The sequence below is a fragment of the Streptomyces luteireticuli genome (assembly GCF_041519305.1).
Lineage (GTDB): Bacteria > Actinomycetota > Actinomycetes > Streptomycetales > Streptomycetaceae > Streptomyces > Streptomyces luteireticuli.
Map to the genome: position 1 here is coordinate 6,274,115 of NZ_CP167927.1, position 15,868 is coordinate 6,289,982.

At 71.2% G+C, this 15,868-nt stretch carries 19 protein-coding genes; 9 read left to right on the forward strand and 10 right to left on the reverse strand.

Annotated elements, in window-relative coordinates:
- Positions 1–2: 2 nt before the first annotated feature.
- On the forward strand, positions 3–1,196 hold the full coding sequence (locus AB8735_RS28235) for a hydroxymethylglutaryl-CoA synthase (RefSeq protein WP_372410186.1): 1,194 nt from the start codon (positions 3–5) through the stop codon (positions 1,194–1,196).
- Positions 1,197–1,302: 106 nt separating this feature from the next.
- On the opposite strand, the gene AB8735_RS28240 is transcribed toward AB8735_RS28235, so the two are convergent.
- The 7 genes from AB8735_RS28240 to AB8735_RS28270 all read right to left on the reverse strand — a co-directional run bounded on the left by AB8735_RS28240 (position 1,303) and on the right by AB8735_RS28270 (position 6,443).
- On the reverse strand, positions 1,303–1,557 hold the full coding sequence (locus AB8735_RS28240; RefSeq protein ID WP_344025191.1) for a hypothetical protein: 255 nt from the start codon (positions 1,555–1,557) through the stop codon (positions 1,303–1,305).
- Positions 1,554–2,189, reverse strand: a complete 636-nt coding sequence (locus AB8735_RS28245) for a hypothetical protein (protein ID WP_372410187.1) — start codon at positions 2,187–2,189, stop codon at positions 1,554–1,556. The genes AB8735_RS28240 and AB8735_RS28245 overlap by 4 nt, the downstream gene beginning before the upstream one ends.
- A gap of 141 nt (positions 2,190–2,330) precedes the next feature.
- Positions 2,331–3,530 carry a phage tail sheath family protein gene (locus tag AB8735_RS28250; protein ID WP_372410188.1) on the reverse strand — a complete coding sequence of 400 codons (1,200 nt, stop codon included), beginning with the start codon at positions 3,528–3,530 and terminating at the stop codon, positions 2,331–2,333.
- Between the two features lie 192 nt (positions 3,531–3,722).
- A complete protein-coding gene (locus AB8735_RS28255; protein WP_344025185.1) occupies positions 3,723–4,229 on the reverse strand; it encodes a PhzA/PhzB family protein in 507 nt (168 codons plus the stop codon).
- A gap of 341 nt (positions 4,230–4,570) precedes the next feature.
- Positions 4,571–4,882 carry a hypothetical protein gene (locus tag AB8735_RS28260; RefSeq protein ID WP_344025183.1) on the reverse strand — a complete coding sequence of 104 codons (312 nt, stop codon included), beginning with the start codon at positions 4,880–4,882 and terminating at the stop codon, positions 4,571–4,573.
- An 84-nt stretch (positions 4,883–4,966) separates the two neighbouring features.
- Positions 4,967–6,142 (reverse strand): 3-deoxy-7-phosphoheptulonate synthase, encoded by a 1,176-nt coding sequence (locus AB8735_RS28265; RefSeq protein WP_372410190.1) that lies wholly within the window; start codon positions 6,140–6,142, stop codon positions 4,967–4,969.
- A gap of 37 nt (positions 6,143–6,179) precedes the next feature.
- On the reverse strand, positions 6,180–6,443 hold the full coding sequence (locus tag AB8735_RS28270; protein WP_344025178.1) for a hypothetical protein: 264 nt from the start codon (positions 6,441–6,443) through the stop codon (positions 6,180–6,182).
- 410 nt (positions 6,444–6,853) lie between these two features.
- On the opposite strand from AB8735_RS28270, the gene AB8735_RS28275 reads away from it, so the two are divergent.
- The 4 genes from AB8735_RS28275 to AB8735_RS28290 all read left to right on the forward strand — a co-directional run bounded on the left by AB8735_RS28275 (position 6,854) and on the right by AB8735_RS28290 (position 11,131).
- Positions 6,854–7,483, forward strand: a complete 630-nt coding sequence (locus tag AB8735_RS28275; protein WP_344025176.1) for a DUF4956 domain-containing protein — start codon at positions 6,854–6,856, stop codon at positions 7,481–7,483.
- The gene (locus AB8735_RS28280) at positions 7,480–8,334 is read left to right on the forward strand and encodes a polyphosphate polymerase domain-containing protein (protein WP_344025174.1); all 855 of its coding nucleotides are present in this window, start codon (positions 7,480–7,482) and stop codon (positions 8,332–8,334) included. Before AB8735_RS28275 ends, AB8735_RS28280 begins: the two co-directional genes overlap by 4 nt.
- Before the next feature lie 397 nt (positions 8,335–8,731).
- Complete coding sequence (locus tag AB8735_RS28285; protein ID WP_344025172.1) at positions 8,732–10,072, forward strand: cytochrome ubiquinol oxidase subunit I; 1,341 nt, start codon at positions 8,732–8,734, stop codon at positions 10,070–10,072.
- 72 nt (positions 10,073–10,144) lie between these two features.
- Positions 10,145–11,131: a cytochrome d ubiquinol oxidase subunit II gene (locus AB8735_RS28290; protein ID WP_372410192.1), complete on the forward strand. Its 987-nt coding sequence runs from the start codon at positions 10,145–10,147 to the stop codon at positions 11,129–11,131.
- Positions 11,132–11,452: 321 nt separating this feature from the next.
- Here the strand turns inward: AB8735_RS28290 and AB8735_RS28295 are convergent, their stop codons facing one another.
- Together AB8735_RS28295 and AB8735_RS28300 are read right to left on the reverse strand one after the other, a co-directional pair.
- Positions 11,453–11,815 (reverse strand): hypothetical protein, encoded by a 363-nt coding sequence (locus tag AB8735_RS28295; protein WP_344025168.1) that lies wholly within the window; start codon positions 11,813–11,815, stop codon positions 11,453–11,455.
- A 596-nt stretch (positions 11,816–12,411) separates the two neighbouring features.
- Positions 12,412–12,750 carry a hypothetical protein gene (locus tag AB8735_RS28300; RefSeq protein WP_344025166.1) on the reverse strand — a complete coding sequence of 113 codons (339 nt, stop codon included), beginning with the start codon at positions 12,748–12,750 and terminating at the stop codon, positions 12,412–12,414.
- 256 nt (positions 12,751–13,006) lie between these two features.
- Between AB8735_RS28300 and AB8735_RS28305 the strand changes: the two genes are divergently transcribed.
- The 4 genes from AB8735_RS28305 (at position 13,007) to AB8735_RS28320 (ending at position 15,615) form a co-directional block, all read left to right on the forward strand.
- Positions 13,007–13,420, forward strand: a complete 414-nt coding sequence (locus AB8735_RS28305) for a cell division protein SepF (RefSeq protein WP_344025164.1) — start codon at positions 13,007–13,009, stop codon at positions 13,418–13,420.
- A gap of 24 nt (positions 13,421–13,444) precedes the next feature.
- The gene (locus AB8735_RS28310; RefSeq protein WP_344025162.1) at positions 13,445–14,608 is read left to right on the forward strand and encodes an ATP-binding protein; all 1,164 of its coding nucleotides are present in this window, start codon (positions 13,445–13,447) and stop codon (positions 14,606–14,608) included.
- On the forward strand, positions 14,605–15,039 hold the full coding sequence (locus AB8735_RS28315; RefSeq protein WP_372410195.1) for a nucleotide pyrophosphohydrolase: 435 nt from the start codon (positions 14,605–14,607) through the stop codon (positions 15,037–15,039). The genes AB8735_RS28310 and AB8735_RS28315 overlap by 4 nt, the downstream gene beginning before the upstream one ends.
- Before the next feature lie 117 nt (positions 15,040–15,156).
- The gene (locus AB8735_RS28320; RefSeq protein WP_344025159.1) at positions 15,157–15,615 is read left to right on the forward strand and encodes a DUF6099 family protein; all 459 of its coding nucleotides are present in this window, start codon (positions 15,157–15,159) and stop codon (positions 15,613–15,615) included.
- Between the two features lie 11 nt (positions 15,616–15,626).
- On the opposite strand, the gene AB8735_RS28325 is transcribed toward AB8735_RS28320, so the two are convergent.
- Positions 15,627–15,830 (reverse strand): hypothetical protein, encoded by a 204-nt coding sequence (locus tag AB8735_RS28325; RefSeq protein WP_344025157.1) that lies wholly within the window; start codon positions 15,828–15,830, stop codon positions 15,627–15,629.
- Positions 15,831–15,868 lie beyond the last annotated feature (38 nt).

Here is a 15,868-nt window from a genome sequence, read left to right on the forward strand (position 1 = left end):
GCATGACCAACAACAGTTCCGCCGCCGGTAATTCAGCCATCGGCATCCACGATCTCTCGTTCGCCACCACCGAGTTCGTCCTGCCGCACACGGCGCTCGCCGACTACAACGGCACCGAGATCGGCAAGTACCACCTGGGCATCGGCCAGCGGTCGATGAGCGTGCCGGCCGCCGACGAGGACATCGTGACCCTGGGCGCGGCCGCCGCCGCGCCCATCATCGCCCGGCACGGCGCCGAGGGGATCCGGACGGTCGTCTTCGCGACGGAGTCCTCGATCGACCAGGCGAAGTCGGCCGGTGTGTACGTCCATTCGCTGCTCGGGCTGCCGTCGGCCGCCCGGGTCGTCGAGCTGAAGCAGGCCTGCTACGGGGCGACGGCGGCCCTGCAGTTCGCCATCGGCCTCGTGCACCGTGACCCGGGACACCGCGTCCTGGTGATCGCGAGCGATGTCTCCAAGTACGACCTGGACAGCCCGGGCGAGGCGACGCAGGGCGCGGCGGCGGTCGCCATGCTGATCGGCGCCGACCCCGCGCTGGTGCGCATCGAGGGACCGTCGGGTCTGTTCACCGCGGACGTCATGGACTTCTGGCGGCCGAACTACCGCGACACCGCGCTGGTCGACGGCCAGGACTCCATCAACGCGTACCTCCAGGCGGCGCAGGGCGCCTGGAAGGACTACACGGAGCAGGGCGGGCGCGCGCTGGAGGAGTTCAGCGCGTTCTGCTACCACCAGCCGTTCACGAAGATGGCCTACAAGGCGCACCGCCATCTGCTGAACTACTGCGGGCACGAGGTCGACGAGGCGACGGTCGCGCGCCACATCGGGCAGACCACCGCCTACAACTCCGTCGTCGGCAACAGCTACACGGCGTCGGTGTACCTCGCCCTCGCCGCGCTGCTCGACCGGGCGGACGACATGACGGGTCAGGCCATCGGCTTCCTCAGCTACGGCTCCGGCAGCGTCGCCGAGTTCTTCGGCGGGACCGTCGTTCCCGGTTACCGGGAGCACCTGCGGACCGCGGCGCACCGCGAGGCGATCGAGCGGCGGAAGCCGGTCGACTACGCCCGCTACCGCGCACTGCACGAGCGGTCCTTCCCGGCCGACGGCGGCGACCACCCCACCCCGTCGGAGACGACCGGGCCGTTCCGCCTGGCGGGTCTGCGCGACCACAAGCGGCTCTACGAGAGCTGCTAGAAGGCCGGTTCGGACATATGAGTACGTGGGCATCCCCTGAGGGGTGCCCACGTACGGGTCGGTATACGGGTCGGTATACGGGTCGGTATACGGGTCGGTATACGGGTCAGTGCCGGCGCTGGAGGGCGATCTCCGTCAGTTCCTCGATGTCGAACTCCGAGCGGCCCGGCGTGCCGTAACGCGTGATCTTCCCGCGGCTCACCCACTTCCGGATGGTCGCCTCGGTCACGCCCGCGGCGAGGGCGGCCACGTTCGTCGGCACGAGCCTGTGGCGCGGCGGCTTGTTCCTGCGCGGCGGTCGGTCCGTGAACGACGGTTGGCCCGTGAACGACGGCTGGTCCGTGCACGACGGCTGGTTCACGCGGCGTCCTTGCTCCGCCGGACCATGAGATGCCGGAGGGTGAGCCATTCGCGTATCTCCCATGAATGTCCTGACGAGCAGCGGATGCTGCTCTTTCCTGCGGTGCCGCCCGCGCCCCTCTGCGGCGCGGCGTTGATCGTTCCTGTGCAGTCGTCCATGACGCACTCCACGGCGGGGAGCCGGGGGCGGCCGCCGGATTCGGGGTCGACGGCGCGGAGTAACGCCCCGTGGAGACCCTCGATCTCGGCCGCGAAGTCGGCGGCCGGCGGCCGGCCGACGAGCCATTCCAGATTGCGCAGGAGAAAGCCCGCCAGGGGGCCGACGGAACGGGCCGGAACAACGGTTCCGAGTTCCTCCGCGACATATCCGGACCAGGACTCCAGGACGGCGAGAACGTCGTTCCGGGCGTCCAGCGCGGACATGTTCAGATGGTCCCGCCTGCGGCTTCCGGACACCTTCGTCGGGTTCCGCTGCCGGGGTATCGCCAGGACGTGGTGCAGGGATTCCTGGTGGAGGCCGGGAAGCGCGCGCAGCCGGCAGTCCAGCTGTCCGATGCACGCGGCGCAGAGGACGGACCCGGCGGCGGAGCGGACTGCCTCCGCATGGTTCCTGGGGCACGAGTCGAATTCCATGGATTTCCTCGGGAGTTCCGGTCTTTCCGGTGGTCCGGTCAGGGATGGTGGTCCGGCCGGGGACCGTGGTCCGGTCAGGGACGGTGGTCCGGTCGGGGATATGGGTGCGGGATCTGATGCGTTCAGCGGATCGCCTCCTCCTTACACCGCCCCCTCCTTGTACCGCGCGTCCCCGGCGGCGGTGGCCTGCCGCACGCGGAAGGTGATGAATTCGTCCGGGCGTACGGCGGCGAGGCCGACGTCGAGGTGCAATGCGCTCCGTGCGGTGTCCCCGGAGGTGTCCCCGGAGGTGTCGCCCTCCTCGCAGACGACGGAGAACGCCTGGTCGGCGGAGCGGCCGTGGAGTGCCCCCCGGTCCCACAGGTCCTTCAGGAACGCCGTGGCGGACCGCTGGACCCCGGCCCGCAGCCGGGCGTCGTCCGGCTCGGCGGCGGCCCACCGGATGCCCTCTTCGAGCGACTTGCGGACGTGTCCCACCAGGCGGCGCACGCCGATGTGCGTCCAGTCGGGCTCGGTGGACAGCGTGCGCGCGCCCACCACCCGGATTCCCTGCCCGGGGAAGGACCGCAGACAGTTCACCCCCATGCCGCCGACCGACTCCCGCTCGTCGTCGGACAGTTCCCTCTCGTGTTTCACCACGCCCAACAACGCCCCGACAGGCGCCTGGTGTACGCCCTGTTCCGCGTCGACGCGGCAGTACAGTCCGGACACATGACCCGAAGGCGGCACCAGACGTTCGTCCCCGTCGGTTCCGGTCACGGTGATCCACGGGTAATAGACGGCGGCGAACCGGGCGTTCGGCTCCCCGAGCCCGAACGGTCTGCCCGTCATCCCGTCCGGGGCGAGGCCCTGCCGGGTGTGCAGCAGGGCGAACCGGTCGCCCATGCGGCCGCAGTGCTCGGTGATCGCTTCCGCGATCCGCTCCGCGTCCTCCTCCACCCGCCACAGATCCGGCGCCACCACGAGGGTGATCTCCGGAATGCGCTCCAGCTCGGCGAGAGCCGACCGGTAGGCGGCGACGCGATCCCCGCCATCGGCCGTTCCGAGGACCCAGACCCCGCTGCCGCCGTTGCGGAAGTGGCCGAGCACGGCATCGCGGACGAAGGAGCGCGCCTGCCCGCCGGCCCCGTCCGGCAGGAAGGTCTCGATGAACTCCCGCGGACCCCGCGCGAAGACCGGCCCGTCCGGCAGGCCCGGGGCGTCACCGAGGAATGCGGTCACCGACGTGCTCACGCCGTGGACGGCGCGCGTTCCGCCGTCCGCTTCCCGGTCCCGGGCCTCCTGGGCGAGGGGGCCGGCGGCGGTGACGGTGCGCGGTTCGTTCGGCTGTCGTGGGGACATGCAGACTCCTCGGTCACGGTGGGAAGGCCACGGTGGGAAGTCCCACGGTGGGGAGGGCTCACGGTGGGAAGGCGGAGCCGCGGCCTCGCGTCGGTCACGTCGACGGCGGCCACCGGTCCGTCCTCGGACAGGGCTTCATGATCTGACGGTCCGTCAGGTACTTCCGTCAAGTGATGATCGATGGCCGACGGCTCAGGACGGGATCCAGTCCCGCTTGATGTGCGGGGTCTCGATGCTGAGGGCGCGCATGTGCTCGATCGGGTTGGTGTACTCGCGGCTGGAGACGATGTATCCGTCGCTCAGCGTGAAGCCGTGGATGAAGTGGTTGCGGTAGACGCCCTCGGGATAGCCGGGGAACCGAATCGTTCCCTCGCCCTCGCACTCGACCCAGATGACGGACGGGTCCTGCGTCTCGTAGACGGTCACGTCGGACCACTGCCAGTCGGGCAGCACCTTGAGGGAGAGCTCTCCGTGCCGCTTGAGCTTCTCCCGGCCCCGGACGACGATGGGCCGGCTGATGTCGGTGTAGAAGAGGGACGCGGTGCCGTCCTCCGCGTAGAGCGTGTACCTGAGCAGCCGGGCCTCCGCGCCGGTCTCCATGTACTGCTCCACGGCCCGGCGGTTGCGGGCGCGCAGGTCGTGGTGATCGGCGAAAGCCGTTTGCTCAGTGGTGTGTTGGGGAATGAGTGACGAGGTCATGAACATCTCCCGGGGGGTTGGTGAAGGCTGGGGTCCAGGGGCGCCGGTGGTCGCGGAGGTGCTGCCCGGACGTAGCCGCGAGGGGATGCGCACGGGGGTGTGCGCAGGTGTCACGGCCGGTGTCCGCCGAGGTCCCGGCCGCGGTCGGCGCGGCCGTGGTGCGGCTGCTCGCGCGGTCGCTCCATGACTCGTCGACAGAAGACAAGACCGTCGACACGAGACCGTCGACAGAAGACCTGAGTCGGACAGAAGACCTGAGTCGGCGGGACGGTCCGGTACGGGCGCGCGGACGGCGGACCGTGCGGGCCCGTACCGGTGGGTCGATCCGGCTGTTCGGGCGGTCAGGCCGGTACGAGGGCCCGGGTGCGGGCCGGTGCGACCGGACCGGCCGGTGTTCTGCCCACGGTCCGGGGCCGCCCCTCTCCGGTGGGCGGAGGTCCGGGGCGGACCCGGGCGGAGGCCGGGGCCCGCTCCGTCGCGACCGTGCCGCGTCCCTCGACGCCGTACGTGCCGTCGCGCCGATGGACCGTCATACGCCGTACCGACAGCAGTCGTTGGCCGGTCGCCGTCGGCGCGGAGGTGTCCGCGTCGCCCGGGGCCGGGTCTCCTTCGGCGGGCTGCGGGTACGGGTGAACGGTGGATGTGCCGGTCATGGTTTCGGTTCCTGGCTTGATGCGCGTGTGCTTCGTGCGCAGAGTGGAACAGAGAGCAGTCATTGCGTCACGAGGGCCGGAGGATCAGGCGGGCCAGGACGAGACCACGGACAGAGCCTGCGACGGGTTGAGACGGGGGTCGCAGTGCGACGTGTAGCGCTCCCCGACGGTGTCGAGTTCGGCCTCGGTGGCGGCACACTCGGTGACGTCGTCCGGCGTCGTCTCCAGGTGCAGCCCGCCGGCGACGCCGCCCGCGGTGCGCACGGCCTCGACGAAGCGGGAGACCTCCAGCGACACGGTCTCCACGAGCCGCGACTTGAGGCCGCCGGGCGCCGTGACGGTGTTGCCGTGGACGGGGTCGCCGAGCCAGATGACGGGGTGCCCCGCGCCGCGTACGGCTTCGACGAGCCGTGGCAGGCGGTCGGTTACGGCATCGGCTCCCATCCGTGCGATGAGGGTGAGCCGCCCGGGGTCGCGCCACGGGTCGAGCCGCTCGCACAGGGCGAGCAGATCGCCGGGCTCCATGCCGGGGCCGACCTTGCACGCCACCGGGTTGCTCACCTCGGCCAGCAGGGCGACGTGGGCGCCCTCGACCTGGCGGGTGCGCTCGCCGATCCACGGCCAGTGGGTCGAGCCCAGGAACAGCCGTCCCTTCTCGTCGGTGCGCAGCATGGGCATCTCGTAGTCGAGCAGAAGCGCCTCATGGCTGGTCCACACCGGCGGCGCCACGACGTCGCGCCCCGCGGCGCGGTCGCGCCAGCCCAGGTGCTCGACGATGTCACCGGCGGCCATGTAGCCGGTGAGGATGCGCAGGGGGTCGGGCCGGCGGCTCTCGCCGTCCGGCTCCGGGCCGTTGACCATATGGCCCCGGAAGACGGGGAGTTCGGCACCGTCGACGCATTCGGTGGGCTTGGAGCGGGGCTTGGCGAACTGCCCCGCGATGCGTCCTGCGCGCAGGACGGGTTTGCCGGTGATCAGTCCGAGCGCCCCGGCGAGCAGATCGAGCAGCGCGGCCTTGCGCGCGACATGGTGGCGCGTGCATTCCTGAGGGTCCTCGGCGCAGTCGCCGGACTGCAGCACCATGGCCTCGCCGAGCGCCACCTTGCCCAAGAGGGTGCGTAACGTGGCCAGGTCGTCGGCCCGTACGAGGGTGGGGCGTGCGGCGAGTGCCTCGCCCACCCGGCTTACCTGGAGAGGGTCGCTCCATTCGGGTTGCTGCAATGCCCCGCGGATACGAATCTCCCGTTTTACGTCTTTCAAGACGTACTCCGATCCAGCGGCGATGTTCGCGCTTTTGTCAGGCGGGTATTTTTTCGTGCTCGATTTCCGGGACCGGAATTCCCGGTGCCGGAATTTCAAACACCCGTGACTGCTGGAACGGATTGATGGACCCAGGATTCTGCCCGGCCTTCCCGCGCTCGGCTCCGGCCGAATGCGGGAGGCTCCTGAGGTGGCTCTCGGTCACGTACTGCTCGGCGGTGACGCGGTTGATGCGGCCGCAGTTGATGCGGCGAGGTCCAGCCCCGCCGGGGAACCCGTAAGGGTTGACGGTCTCAGACACAGATATCTCCCCCGTGTGTCTTTCGAGCAACTGAATGTGTGGCGCAAGCACTCCTGTTGAATACTGCCCCAGGCTGCTGGCTTCCGCAAGGGACGACGATGAAGTGCGGATGAAGGCACGAACAGCTCGATCTCGTCTCGATTTGCCCGGATCCTGATCGTCGGCGCGGGCCCCAATTAGCTGGTTGGTACAACAAAGTTGTGAGCGGCGGGGGTGAAGGGGGGCGTTGCGAAGGGGCCTCGAAGGGGGCTGCGGAGTGGGAGGTGAAGGGAGTCGCGAAGGGAGCCGCGAAGGAGAACGGTTTCTCCACAGGCTCAACACGTTCGGCCGCTCTTTGGTTACTCTCTGTGTTCGCTGCTCCGTGCAGCTCGCTGCGACACACAACCCGATGCACAGGGGGGAACCACGCCATGGACGCTCTGCGGCACATCGCCGCCCACGCGGTACTCGACCTTGCCGCCGTCTGCCTGCTGACCTTCGCCGTCTACCGTCCACGCCACCGCCGGCGCGACCTCGTGCCGGCCTACCTCGCCCTGAACGCCGGGCTGTTCACCGTCGTCGTCGCCCTCGCCGAGGCGCGGAGCGGCGGTGCGGCGCTCGGGTTCGGGCTCTTCGGGGTGCTGTCCATCGTCCGGCTGCGGTCCGACGCGGTGCAGCAGGAGGAGGTCGCCTACTACTTCACGACGCTGGTCCTCGGCCTCGTCTGCGGGGTGCCGGGGCTGGCGCTCCCCGACGCGGCCGGACTGAGCGCCGTCCTGCTGTTCGTCGTCTGGGCCGCCGACCACCCCCGGCTCCTGGCACGCGACCGGCGCGCCGTCGTCGTCCTCGACGCCGTGCACAGGTGCCCCGACGCCCTCCGTGCCGACCTGGCCGTGCGGCTGGGCGAGCCGCTCAACTGGACGGTCAGGGAGGTGGACTTCGTGCGCGACCTGATGGTCGTGGACGTGCGCTACCGCGAGTCGCGGCGCGGTGCGGATCCCCGTCCGGCCGCCGTCCCCGGGGCGGCCCGCCGTGTCGCGCCGGTCGGGGAGCCGGTGTGAGCGCGCCGGCCGTGGAGGCCGTCGCCGGTGCCGCGGCCGCCGCGGCGCCCGTCTCCCTCGCCGAGGTCAACGAGCGCGCCGAGCTCCTCGTCCGCTTCGACCGCAGCTATCTCGTGCCCGTGGACGACTTCCTGTGGCTCGCGGAGTGCCTCACCGGGCCACGGCGGTCCGGGGATCCCGTCCGCCCCCTCCGTCCCTTCCGGGCGCTGACGATCGGCGGACGGCGTGCCTTCCGCTACCACTCCGTCTACTACGACACCCCCGGCCTGCGCTCCTTCCACGACCACCGGCAGGGACGCAGGCTCCGTTTCAAGGTCCGCGAGCGGGTGTACGAGGATTCCGGCGAGCGGCAGTTCGAGATCAAGATGAAGGGGCGGTGCGGCGCCACGGTCAAGCACCGCCGCCGGATGGCCGGTGCGGACGCCCCGCTGGACGCGAGGCACCGGGCGTACCTCGCCGAGACCCTGTGGCGTACCTACGGCATCGCCGCGCCGGAGGATCTGGGCCCCTCCCTCGGCACCGACTACCTGCGGGCGACGCTGGTCGCCGACGGCGAACGCGTCACCTGCGACGCGGGGCTGTCCTGCGCCGACCCGGTCACGGGGCGCACCGTGCGCTGTGATCCCGGTCTCGTCCTGGTCGAGACGAAGTCGGCGGGCCATCCGGGCGAGGCCGACCGGCTGTTGCACGCGTGCGGACTGCGGCCCGCCGTCTTCACCAAGTACTGCGGAGCCCTCGCGGCCCTGCGTCCCGCCCTTCCGGGGAACCGCTGGCGCCGGGCCGCGCGCCGGGTGTTCGGTGCCGGTGCCCCTGACGGTCCGTGTCTGACGGGTGATCAGACATGCGAGTAACCGGAATCATGGATTCCTGCGCAGCGCCGCGAATATCCGGCGTTCTGTTGTTCCGTCATCCGTCATGACGCGCTCGGCGGCTTAGTTCTCGGGACGTAGTTCCATATCCGGATCTCACATCGTTCTCGACGGATCGAGAGGACGGGAACACCGTTCCCGCAAGGGCCAGTCGGCCGTCACGGAGAATTCCTTCGGCCGTCGCCGGCGAACTCCGGCACCGAACTCCTGGGCCGAACTCCGCCGAACTCCGGGGGCGGGGAGATCTTCGAGTGACCGCTCGCTACGATGAGCGCATGGAGTTAAGCCAGTTGAAGAACTCGGTGGTCGCGGCCGAAGTGGCCGGAGCCCTGCCGATGGCTTCCGAACTGCCCGTGCCCCGCCCCCTGGAGAGCGCCACGTGAACGTCGTCGACCTAGCCCGGCTGCAGTTCGCCGTCACCGCAACACTGCACTTCCTGTTCGTCGCCGTCACCCTCGGGCTGGTCACGGTCGTCGCCCTCATGCAGACCCGGGCGGCGCGCACCGGGGATCCGGACCTGCACGCGGCCCGAATGCGCCGGGTGCGCTTCTGGGGCGGCCTCTATGTCATCAACTACGCGCTGGGCATCGTCAGCGGTCTCGTCCAGGAGTTCCAGTTCGGGCTCAACTGGTCCGGTCTCTCCCATGTCCTGGGCAATGTCGTCGGCACGCCGCTCGCCATCGAGACCATCGTCGCCTTCTTCCTGGAGTCGACGTTCCTGGGACTGTGGGCGTTCGGGTTCAAGCGGGTGAAGCCCCGGGTCCACCTCGCACTGATCTGGGGGGTCACGGTCACCGCGTACCTCTCCACCTTCTGGATCATGGTGGTCAACGGCTTTATGCAGAAGCCGGTCGGCTATGCGAAGCGCGACGGCGTCGCCTACGTCACCGACTGGGGAGCCATCCTCACCAACGGGGCCACCTGGTACGCCGTGTTCCACATCGCCGGCGCCGTGGCCCTCCTGGCCGGTCTGATCCTGGCCGCGGTCAGCGCGCACCACCTGCGCCGCGACCGCGACATCGCCTTCTTCCGGCCGACCCTGCGCCAGGGCTCGCTGCTCGCGGGCGTCGGAGCGGTCGCCGCCGTGTCCGCCGGCTTCATCCACCTCGACGCGCTCAAGGGCACCGAGCCCGAGAAGTACGTCGTTCTCATGGGGGAGTCCGGCGAGGAGGTCGAGAAGGCCCGGGCCGCCGCGCAGGCCGCCCACGGCCCGGGCGACTGGATGCCGCCGGCCTGGGTCAGCCACGCCTCCCTCGCCATGCTCCTCATCGGCATGGTGCTGATCGTCCTCGCATGGGTCCCGTTCTTCGCGGCCCGCGGCAAGGACCCCGAGGCGCCGGTGGCCCGGGGGCGCTTCCTGCTGCGGCTGCCCGTCATCCTGCTGCCCCTCGGCTTTGTGGCCCTGATCTGCGGCTGGCTGAGCCGCGAGGTGGGCCGCCAGCCCTGGATGGTCAGCGGCGAACTGACCGTCCGCGACGCCATCGGCGACGTGTCCGCCGGCGGGATGGCCGTCTCCTTCGCGGCGTTCACGCTCGTGCTCGGCGTCCTCGCCCTGGTCGACTGGATGCTGATGGTCCGCTACGCCCGCCTCGGGCCCGACGCCGGACTCCTCGGCGACACGGACCTCTTCCCCGACGGCCCCGACGGTTCCGGCAGCGGCCGGCCGGCGGACGACGGCCCGCGGAAGTCCTCCGCGGCCGACGTGCCCGTCTCGTACTGACCTTCCCCTCCCGAACCGTCCCTCAGACACCGTCCCTTAGACCATGTCCGCACGCTGACAGGGGAATCACCCGTGGATGTCTTCTGGTATGCCCTCGTCGGGCTGCTCCTCACCGGCTATCTGGTGCTGGAGAGCATCGACTTCGGGGTGGGGATGCTGATCCCGCTCGCCGATACGGAGGCCGGCCGCGTACGGCTCCGCCGCACGATCGTCCCCCTCTTCCTCGTGAACGAGGTGTGGCTGGTGGCCTTCGGCGGGCTCCTGTTCGGGGCCCTGCCCCTGCTGGAGGGGGAACTGCTGCACGCGCAGCGGACCCCCGTGGTCGTCCTGCTGTGCGCCTGGTTCCTGCGCGACGCCGCCCTGTGGTTCCGCCACGCCTCGCCGGGCACGGCCTGGAGGCGCGCCTGGGACGCGGTGCTCCCCGTGACCAGCCTCGTCCTGGCGGCCGGCTGGGGCATCGTCCTGGCGACGCTGGTGCGGGGCCTGTCCACCGGTGACAACGGCCGGGCCGACGCCACCGCGGGCGACATCTTCCACCCCTTCAGCCTGCTCTGCGCGGCCCTGGTCGTCGTGGCCGGACTGCGTCAGGGCGCCCTCTTCGCCGGCCGCGGGCTGCCCGAGGGGGACGCGCTGCGCGCCCGGCTCGACCGGACCGCGAAGGTCCTCACCCCGGTCCTGGCCGGGCTGCTCCTGGTGACCGCCGCCGTCGGCGCCGCGGTCACCGACTCCCCGGTGACCGTCGGTGTCGTCGCCGCCGTCTGCGTCTACGCCTCCCACCTCGCCCGGGGCGCCGGGCGCACGGTGCCGGCCCTGCTCCTGGGCGGCGTCCCGCTGCTCGCCCTGCCGGTCATGGTGGGCTTCGCCCACGGGAGCACCGTCCTGGCCACCCGCTCCGGCGCGGGGGATCTGGCGCTGTCCCGGGCGATCGCGGACGACGCGTCGCTCACCCTGCTGTCGGCGACGGTGCTCCCGACACTGGTCGCCGTCGCCCTCGGGCAGGTGTGGATCTGGCGGGAGTTCGGCCGTCCGGCGGTCCGCCCGGCGTTCACGGAGGCCTGACCGCCGGGTGACGACGGCGGGGAACGTGGAGGACCGGACGGTCGCCACGGCCCCGCCGTCATGTGTTTCCGGGCGCCCGGCGACCCCTGCCGGGCCGGTGGATGCGGGCGTCCGTACGGCGGGAATCGCCGGGCTTCTTTTTCTCGGAATTCCCTGCCCCATTGCGGACTCCGGCGATCGGATCTCCTCTCCGGGGGAAGCACCGGGCCATTGGCGGAGGTTGTCCGGAAGAGATTGCCGGTGTGTGCGTCATCGGCGTACCAGTCATCGGCGTCTCCGCCGCTCCGCGGCGAGGGACCGCCGTGCGCCGCGACCGTGGCGTCAGTAGTTCTCCAACTGCCGCTGAACCTGCGGCAGGAGCGCCGTCCCGAGGCCGCCGAGGGAAGGCAGACCATGATCTCCCTCGACCGTCGCCTCCACGTCGAACCACTCCCGGAAGTCGAGAGCGTGGCCTATGATCTCGCCCGCGCTGCGGGGGAGGGACGCCTTGGCGGCGGCCTCCTCGGACTCCCAGATCATCACCGCCCCCCAGCGGTTCTGCTCCGGTGCGGACACCCAGAATTTCAGCACCAGACCGGGGATGTCCGACCAGGACTGCCGGGCTTCTTCACGAAGAAAATCACGCAGCGTCTCGGCATTCTGCTGCGATGCGCTGAGATCCCACCATGCGATCATTGCCTTCATCGGTCCAGTGTACGAGCGGACCGCCTCACAAGCCCCTATACCGCACTGGAAAATACGGTTTGGAGGCCAGCTGAGACAGCGCGCCGGCACGGTATTTGGGGAATTTGAACAGCGAAGTACCGGCTGTTTCCTGGGTATTTGCAGGAACGGTAAAAATTTTTTGGGACGCGGGACTGTCTCGCTACGCGTCTCCGCGTCTCCCGGAGCGGGCGGTGTGCGCCCATCCCGGGAGACGCGTGGCTTCCGTCAGGCCGACGGCGGGGCGCACGGCCCCGCGTCACCGGCGCGCCGCGTCGCCGGCCGGCCGCCGCGCAGCCGCAGCAGGAACCGGATGAAGGGGTTCGCCGGAGCGGGCGCGGGGGCCGGGGCCGGGGCCGGGGGAACCGTGGCGGCTTCCGGAGGGACGGGGGGCGAAGAGGGCTCCGGTGGAAGTGGGTCGGGAACGGGACGGAGTTGGTCGCGGTATGCCTGGGCGCGCAGGTAGGCGCCCACGGCCCGCGTGGGGTCGAGGGGCATCGTCTTCTCTGCTCTCGTGCCTGCGGTCTGGGGAACGTCGGAGCGCCGTCGGCCCGGCGGGCGGGACGGCGCGGCGCTCCTCAGCAGCGCAGGACGGCGTTGCGCGCGCCTTCGGCGCGAGGCGGGGCGGAGAGAGGACGGGGAGCGTCCGGGCGGTCCGGCGACGGCGCGGAGGCCGACGGGGCATCAGGCCGCTGAAGACACCGCTGTGGTACGCCCATGGCCCGGCTCTCCGGCACGAGAACGTCCGGAGCGCGGTCGTCGCAGACGGTCAGCTCAGTGGAGACGGCCCCCTCCTCGGCGGCGCCGTCGAGTGCGGCGGCCTCGACGCCGCCGGACACGACGAGCAGCAGGGAGAGCAGCGCGGCCGTCACCGTGCGCGCGACGGTCCGCGCGAGAGCGCGACTCCACCAGGGCATGTGCACATGGTAATCGAGCAACTACTCTACGTGTATTCCCTCGATCGGGTGGCGTGGCCCCACCGGCGTGCGGTGATGCTCTGTCAGATGTGCGGGGTGGCGCCCGCGTCGCCACGGCGGTCACTACGGCAAAGGGAGAATTCGGGAGGAAACGCAGCGATCCGGGCGCGGTGCGTGTCAGTGGGCCGAATGGGGGCGTCGCTCCCTAGAATCGCCGGATGTACATAACGAGCGCGTTCCCCGGAGGGGTGATCCGGTGAACAGGTCAGAGGCCACCGACGAGCAGTGGGAGGGGCTGGCCGAGGTCGTGCCCCTGCGCGGCCACCACACCTGGCCGTCCTGGGCCAACCACCGGTCGCTTCCCGAGGAGGAGCCGGAAACGTCAGCGAACCAGCACAAGCTCGTCATCCTGCGGGTGCAGTTCTTCGCCGACGCGCGCGAGGTCGCGGAGCACCTGATCGCCGGGGTGCCCGTGCTGCTGGACCTCACCAGTGCCGACATCGACGTGGCCAAGCGCATCCTCGACTTCTCCAGCGGCGTCGTCTTCGGGCTCGGCAGCGGCATGCACCGGGTGGACACCAACGTCTTCCTGCTCGCGCCCGAGGGGACCGAGGTCGCCGCCACGTACCCCGATCGTAGGAAGAATGATCAGCTGAAACGGTTTGGCTGACCGGTCGCGCCATACGGTCCGGGCATGGACGCACGCCGTGCCCGACCGGACGCCTCCCGGCCCCCGCGCCCCGTCGTCACCGAACTGCGGCTCTCCGCCTTCAAGTCGCACCGCAACGCCACCTTCGCGCTGGGCCCGCTGACGTTCTTCCGGGGCGCGAGTGGCACCGGAAAGTCCAGCGCGCTCCAGGCGTACGAGGCCCTGGCGCGTCTCGCGGGCGGTGGTTCCCTGGCCGAGGCGCTGGCCCCGGCGGGCGGCGCCGCGGCCTGCGTTCCGCACCGGGCGCGGCCCGACGCGCAGGGGCGGCGCGGCTTCCGGATCGGCTGCACGGTCGAGGGGCCCGCCGGTCCCGTGCGGCTGGACCTGGCCGTCCAGGCCGAGCCGGAGACGCGGGTGGTCGGCGAACGGCTGACCGGCGCCGGCCGGACGCTGCTGTCCACGGCGCTGCGCGACCCGGGGCTGCCGACGGTCGAGGCGGCCTGGCACACGGCCGGGGCCGTTCCGGTCACCCGGGCGCCCCTGCCCGACGACCGGCTGGGCACCGCCCTGCTGCCGCTGCGGGTGGCGGGCAAGACGCCGGGCCAGCGGCTGGTGCTGGGCGCCGCGGAGCAGGTGGTGGTCGCCCTGCGCTCGGTCTTCGCCTGCGACCCGCGGCCCGAGCTGATGCGGGCGCCGGCCGCGGCCCGGGACGGCCGGCTGCGCGGCGCGTGCGACAACGTCGCCGCCGTGCTGGGCCGTACCGGCAGCGAGTGCGCCATCCGGCACGCGGTCCTGGTCACGGCGGCGGGTGCCGGATGCCGCGGACGGGTCGAGGGGCTGGGGGTGGAAGGGCTCGACGGCGGCTTCGTCCGGGCGGTCCTGGCCCGCGGTGCGGGGCCGGCGACGCCGCTGGAGCGGCTCGGGGACGGCGAGCTGCGCTATCTGGCGCTGTGCCTGGTCCTGTTGACCGGGCCCGAGGTGCTCGCCGTCGACGCGGCGGCCGAGGTGCTCCCCGCCCGGCAGGCGCTGACCGTCCTCGCCGACGGCCTCGACCGGTGCCTCGATCCGCGCCAGGCGCGGGAGTTGGTGGGGCTGGCGGCGCGGATGTGCGAGCGGGGGCACATCAGGCTGGTGGGGACGGTGGGCGAGGAGGCGGGACGGGTGGCGGCGGAGGTGCCGGGTGCCGCGATGGTAGACCTGGGGGAATGATGAAGAACAAGGGGATCCCAGAGGGTACTGAGGCGGCCGGGGCCGATGGGCTTCCGGAGACGGCCGGGGGCCTCGCCGCGCTGCAGCGCCGGCTGGCCGACTTCGCGGCGGCCCGCGACTGGCAGCCCTTCCACACCCCCAAGAACCTGGCCTCGGCCCTCAGCGTCGAGGCGGCCGAACTGGTGGAGATCTTCCAGTGGTTGACGCCGGAGCAGTCGGCCCGTGTGATGGCGGACGCGGCGGCCGCGGACCGGGTGACGGACGAGGTCGCGGACGTCCTGGCGTACCTGCTGCAGTTCTGCGGGGTGCTGGGGATCGACCCCCTCGCCGCGCTGTCCGCCAAGATCGACAGGAACGAGCGGCGGTTTCCGGTACCCGGGGAGCGGGCCCCGGAGGGTCAGGGTTCGCCGGATCGTCACTCTCCGGAGTGATTGAGTTGTCCACAGTGCATTTGGTATCCACAGATTTCTGAATTCCCCTGGCTTTTCCGGCGGTTAGTCATCACTCTGGGTAGTGAGAGCGCAACGGCGGGAACTGGGGGACCGGGCATGGACGCACTGCGGTTGATCGAGGCCACCCGACTTGCCCTGGCGCGGGCCAGGTCGATGGAGGACATCGTCGCCGAGGCATGGCAGACACAGGCTCTGGCCCAGGCCGTCGGCGCGCATCTCGCGAGCCAGGGGCCCTTCGCGGCGCGGGCGGCCGCGGGCCACCTCAGCGAGGCGGGCGGGAGGACCTCCGGTGCGCTGCGCCAGATCGCGCTGCGCGCCGGAGGGTTACGGGCCGCGAGACTCTCCGAAGTCCGGGATCCCTGGGGCACGTTGACCGATCTCGGCGTGCTCCTCGGAGAGGTGGGCATCGCCCTGGTGGGCGTCGCCTGCGCCTGCGAGGAGGACGGCCTCTACTGGCAGTGCATCGAGGCCATCGACGCGGCCGACGAGACCGGCGACCGGGTGAGCGGCCTGCTGAGACGGCTCACCCTGAGGGAGAGAGGAGGCGCCGCATGAGGCGCGGGGGATCAGCCGGCGGCGTCCCCATGGGGAGAGGGCCGCTCCGCGGACGACTGCAGATCGGCGTCGAGCTGGGTCAGATCGGCGTTCAGCGCTGCCATCAGCTCCTCCATCTGTTGCAGCAGGCCCTTGGGTGCGCCCTGTTGCGGGGCGGCGGCCGGGGCGCTCGCCGCCTCGGTCACTACCTCGTCGGGCACGGCTTCCTGGTGCATCTGGCCTCCTCGGCCCCGGGCCCTCCCGGTCCGGGAGG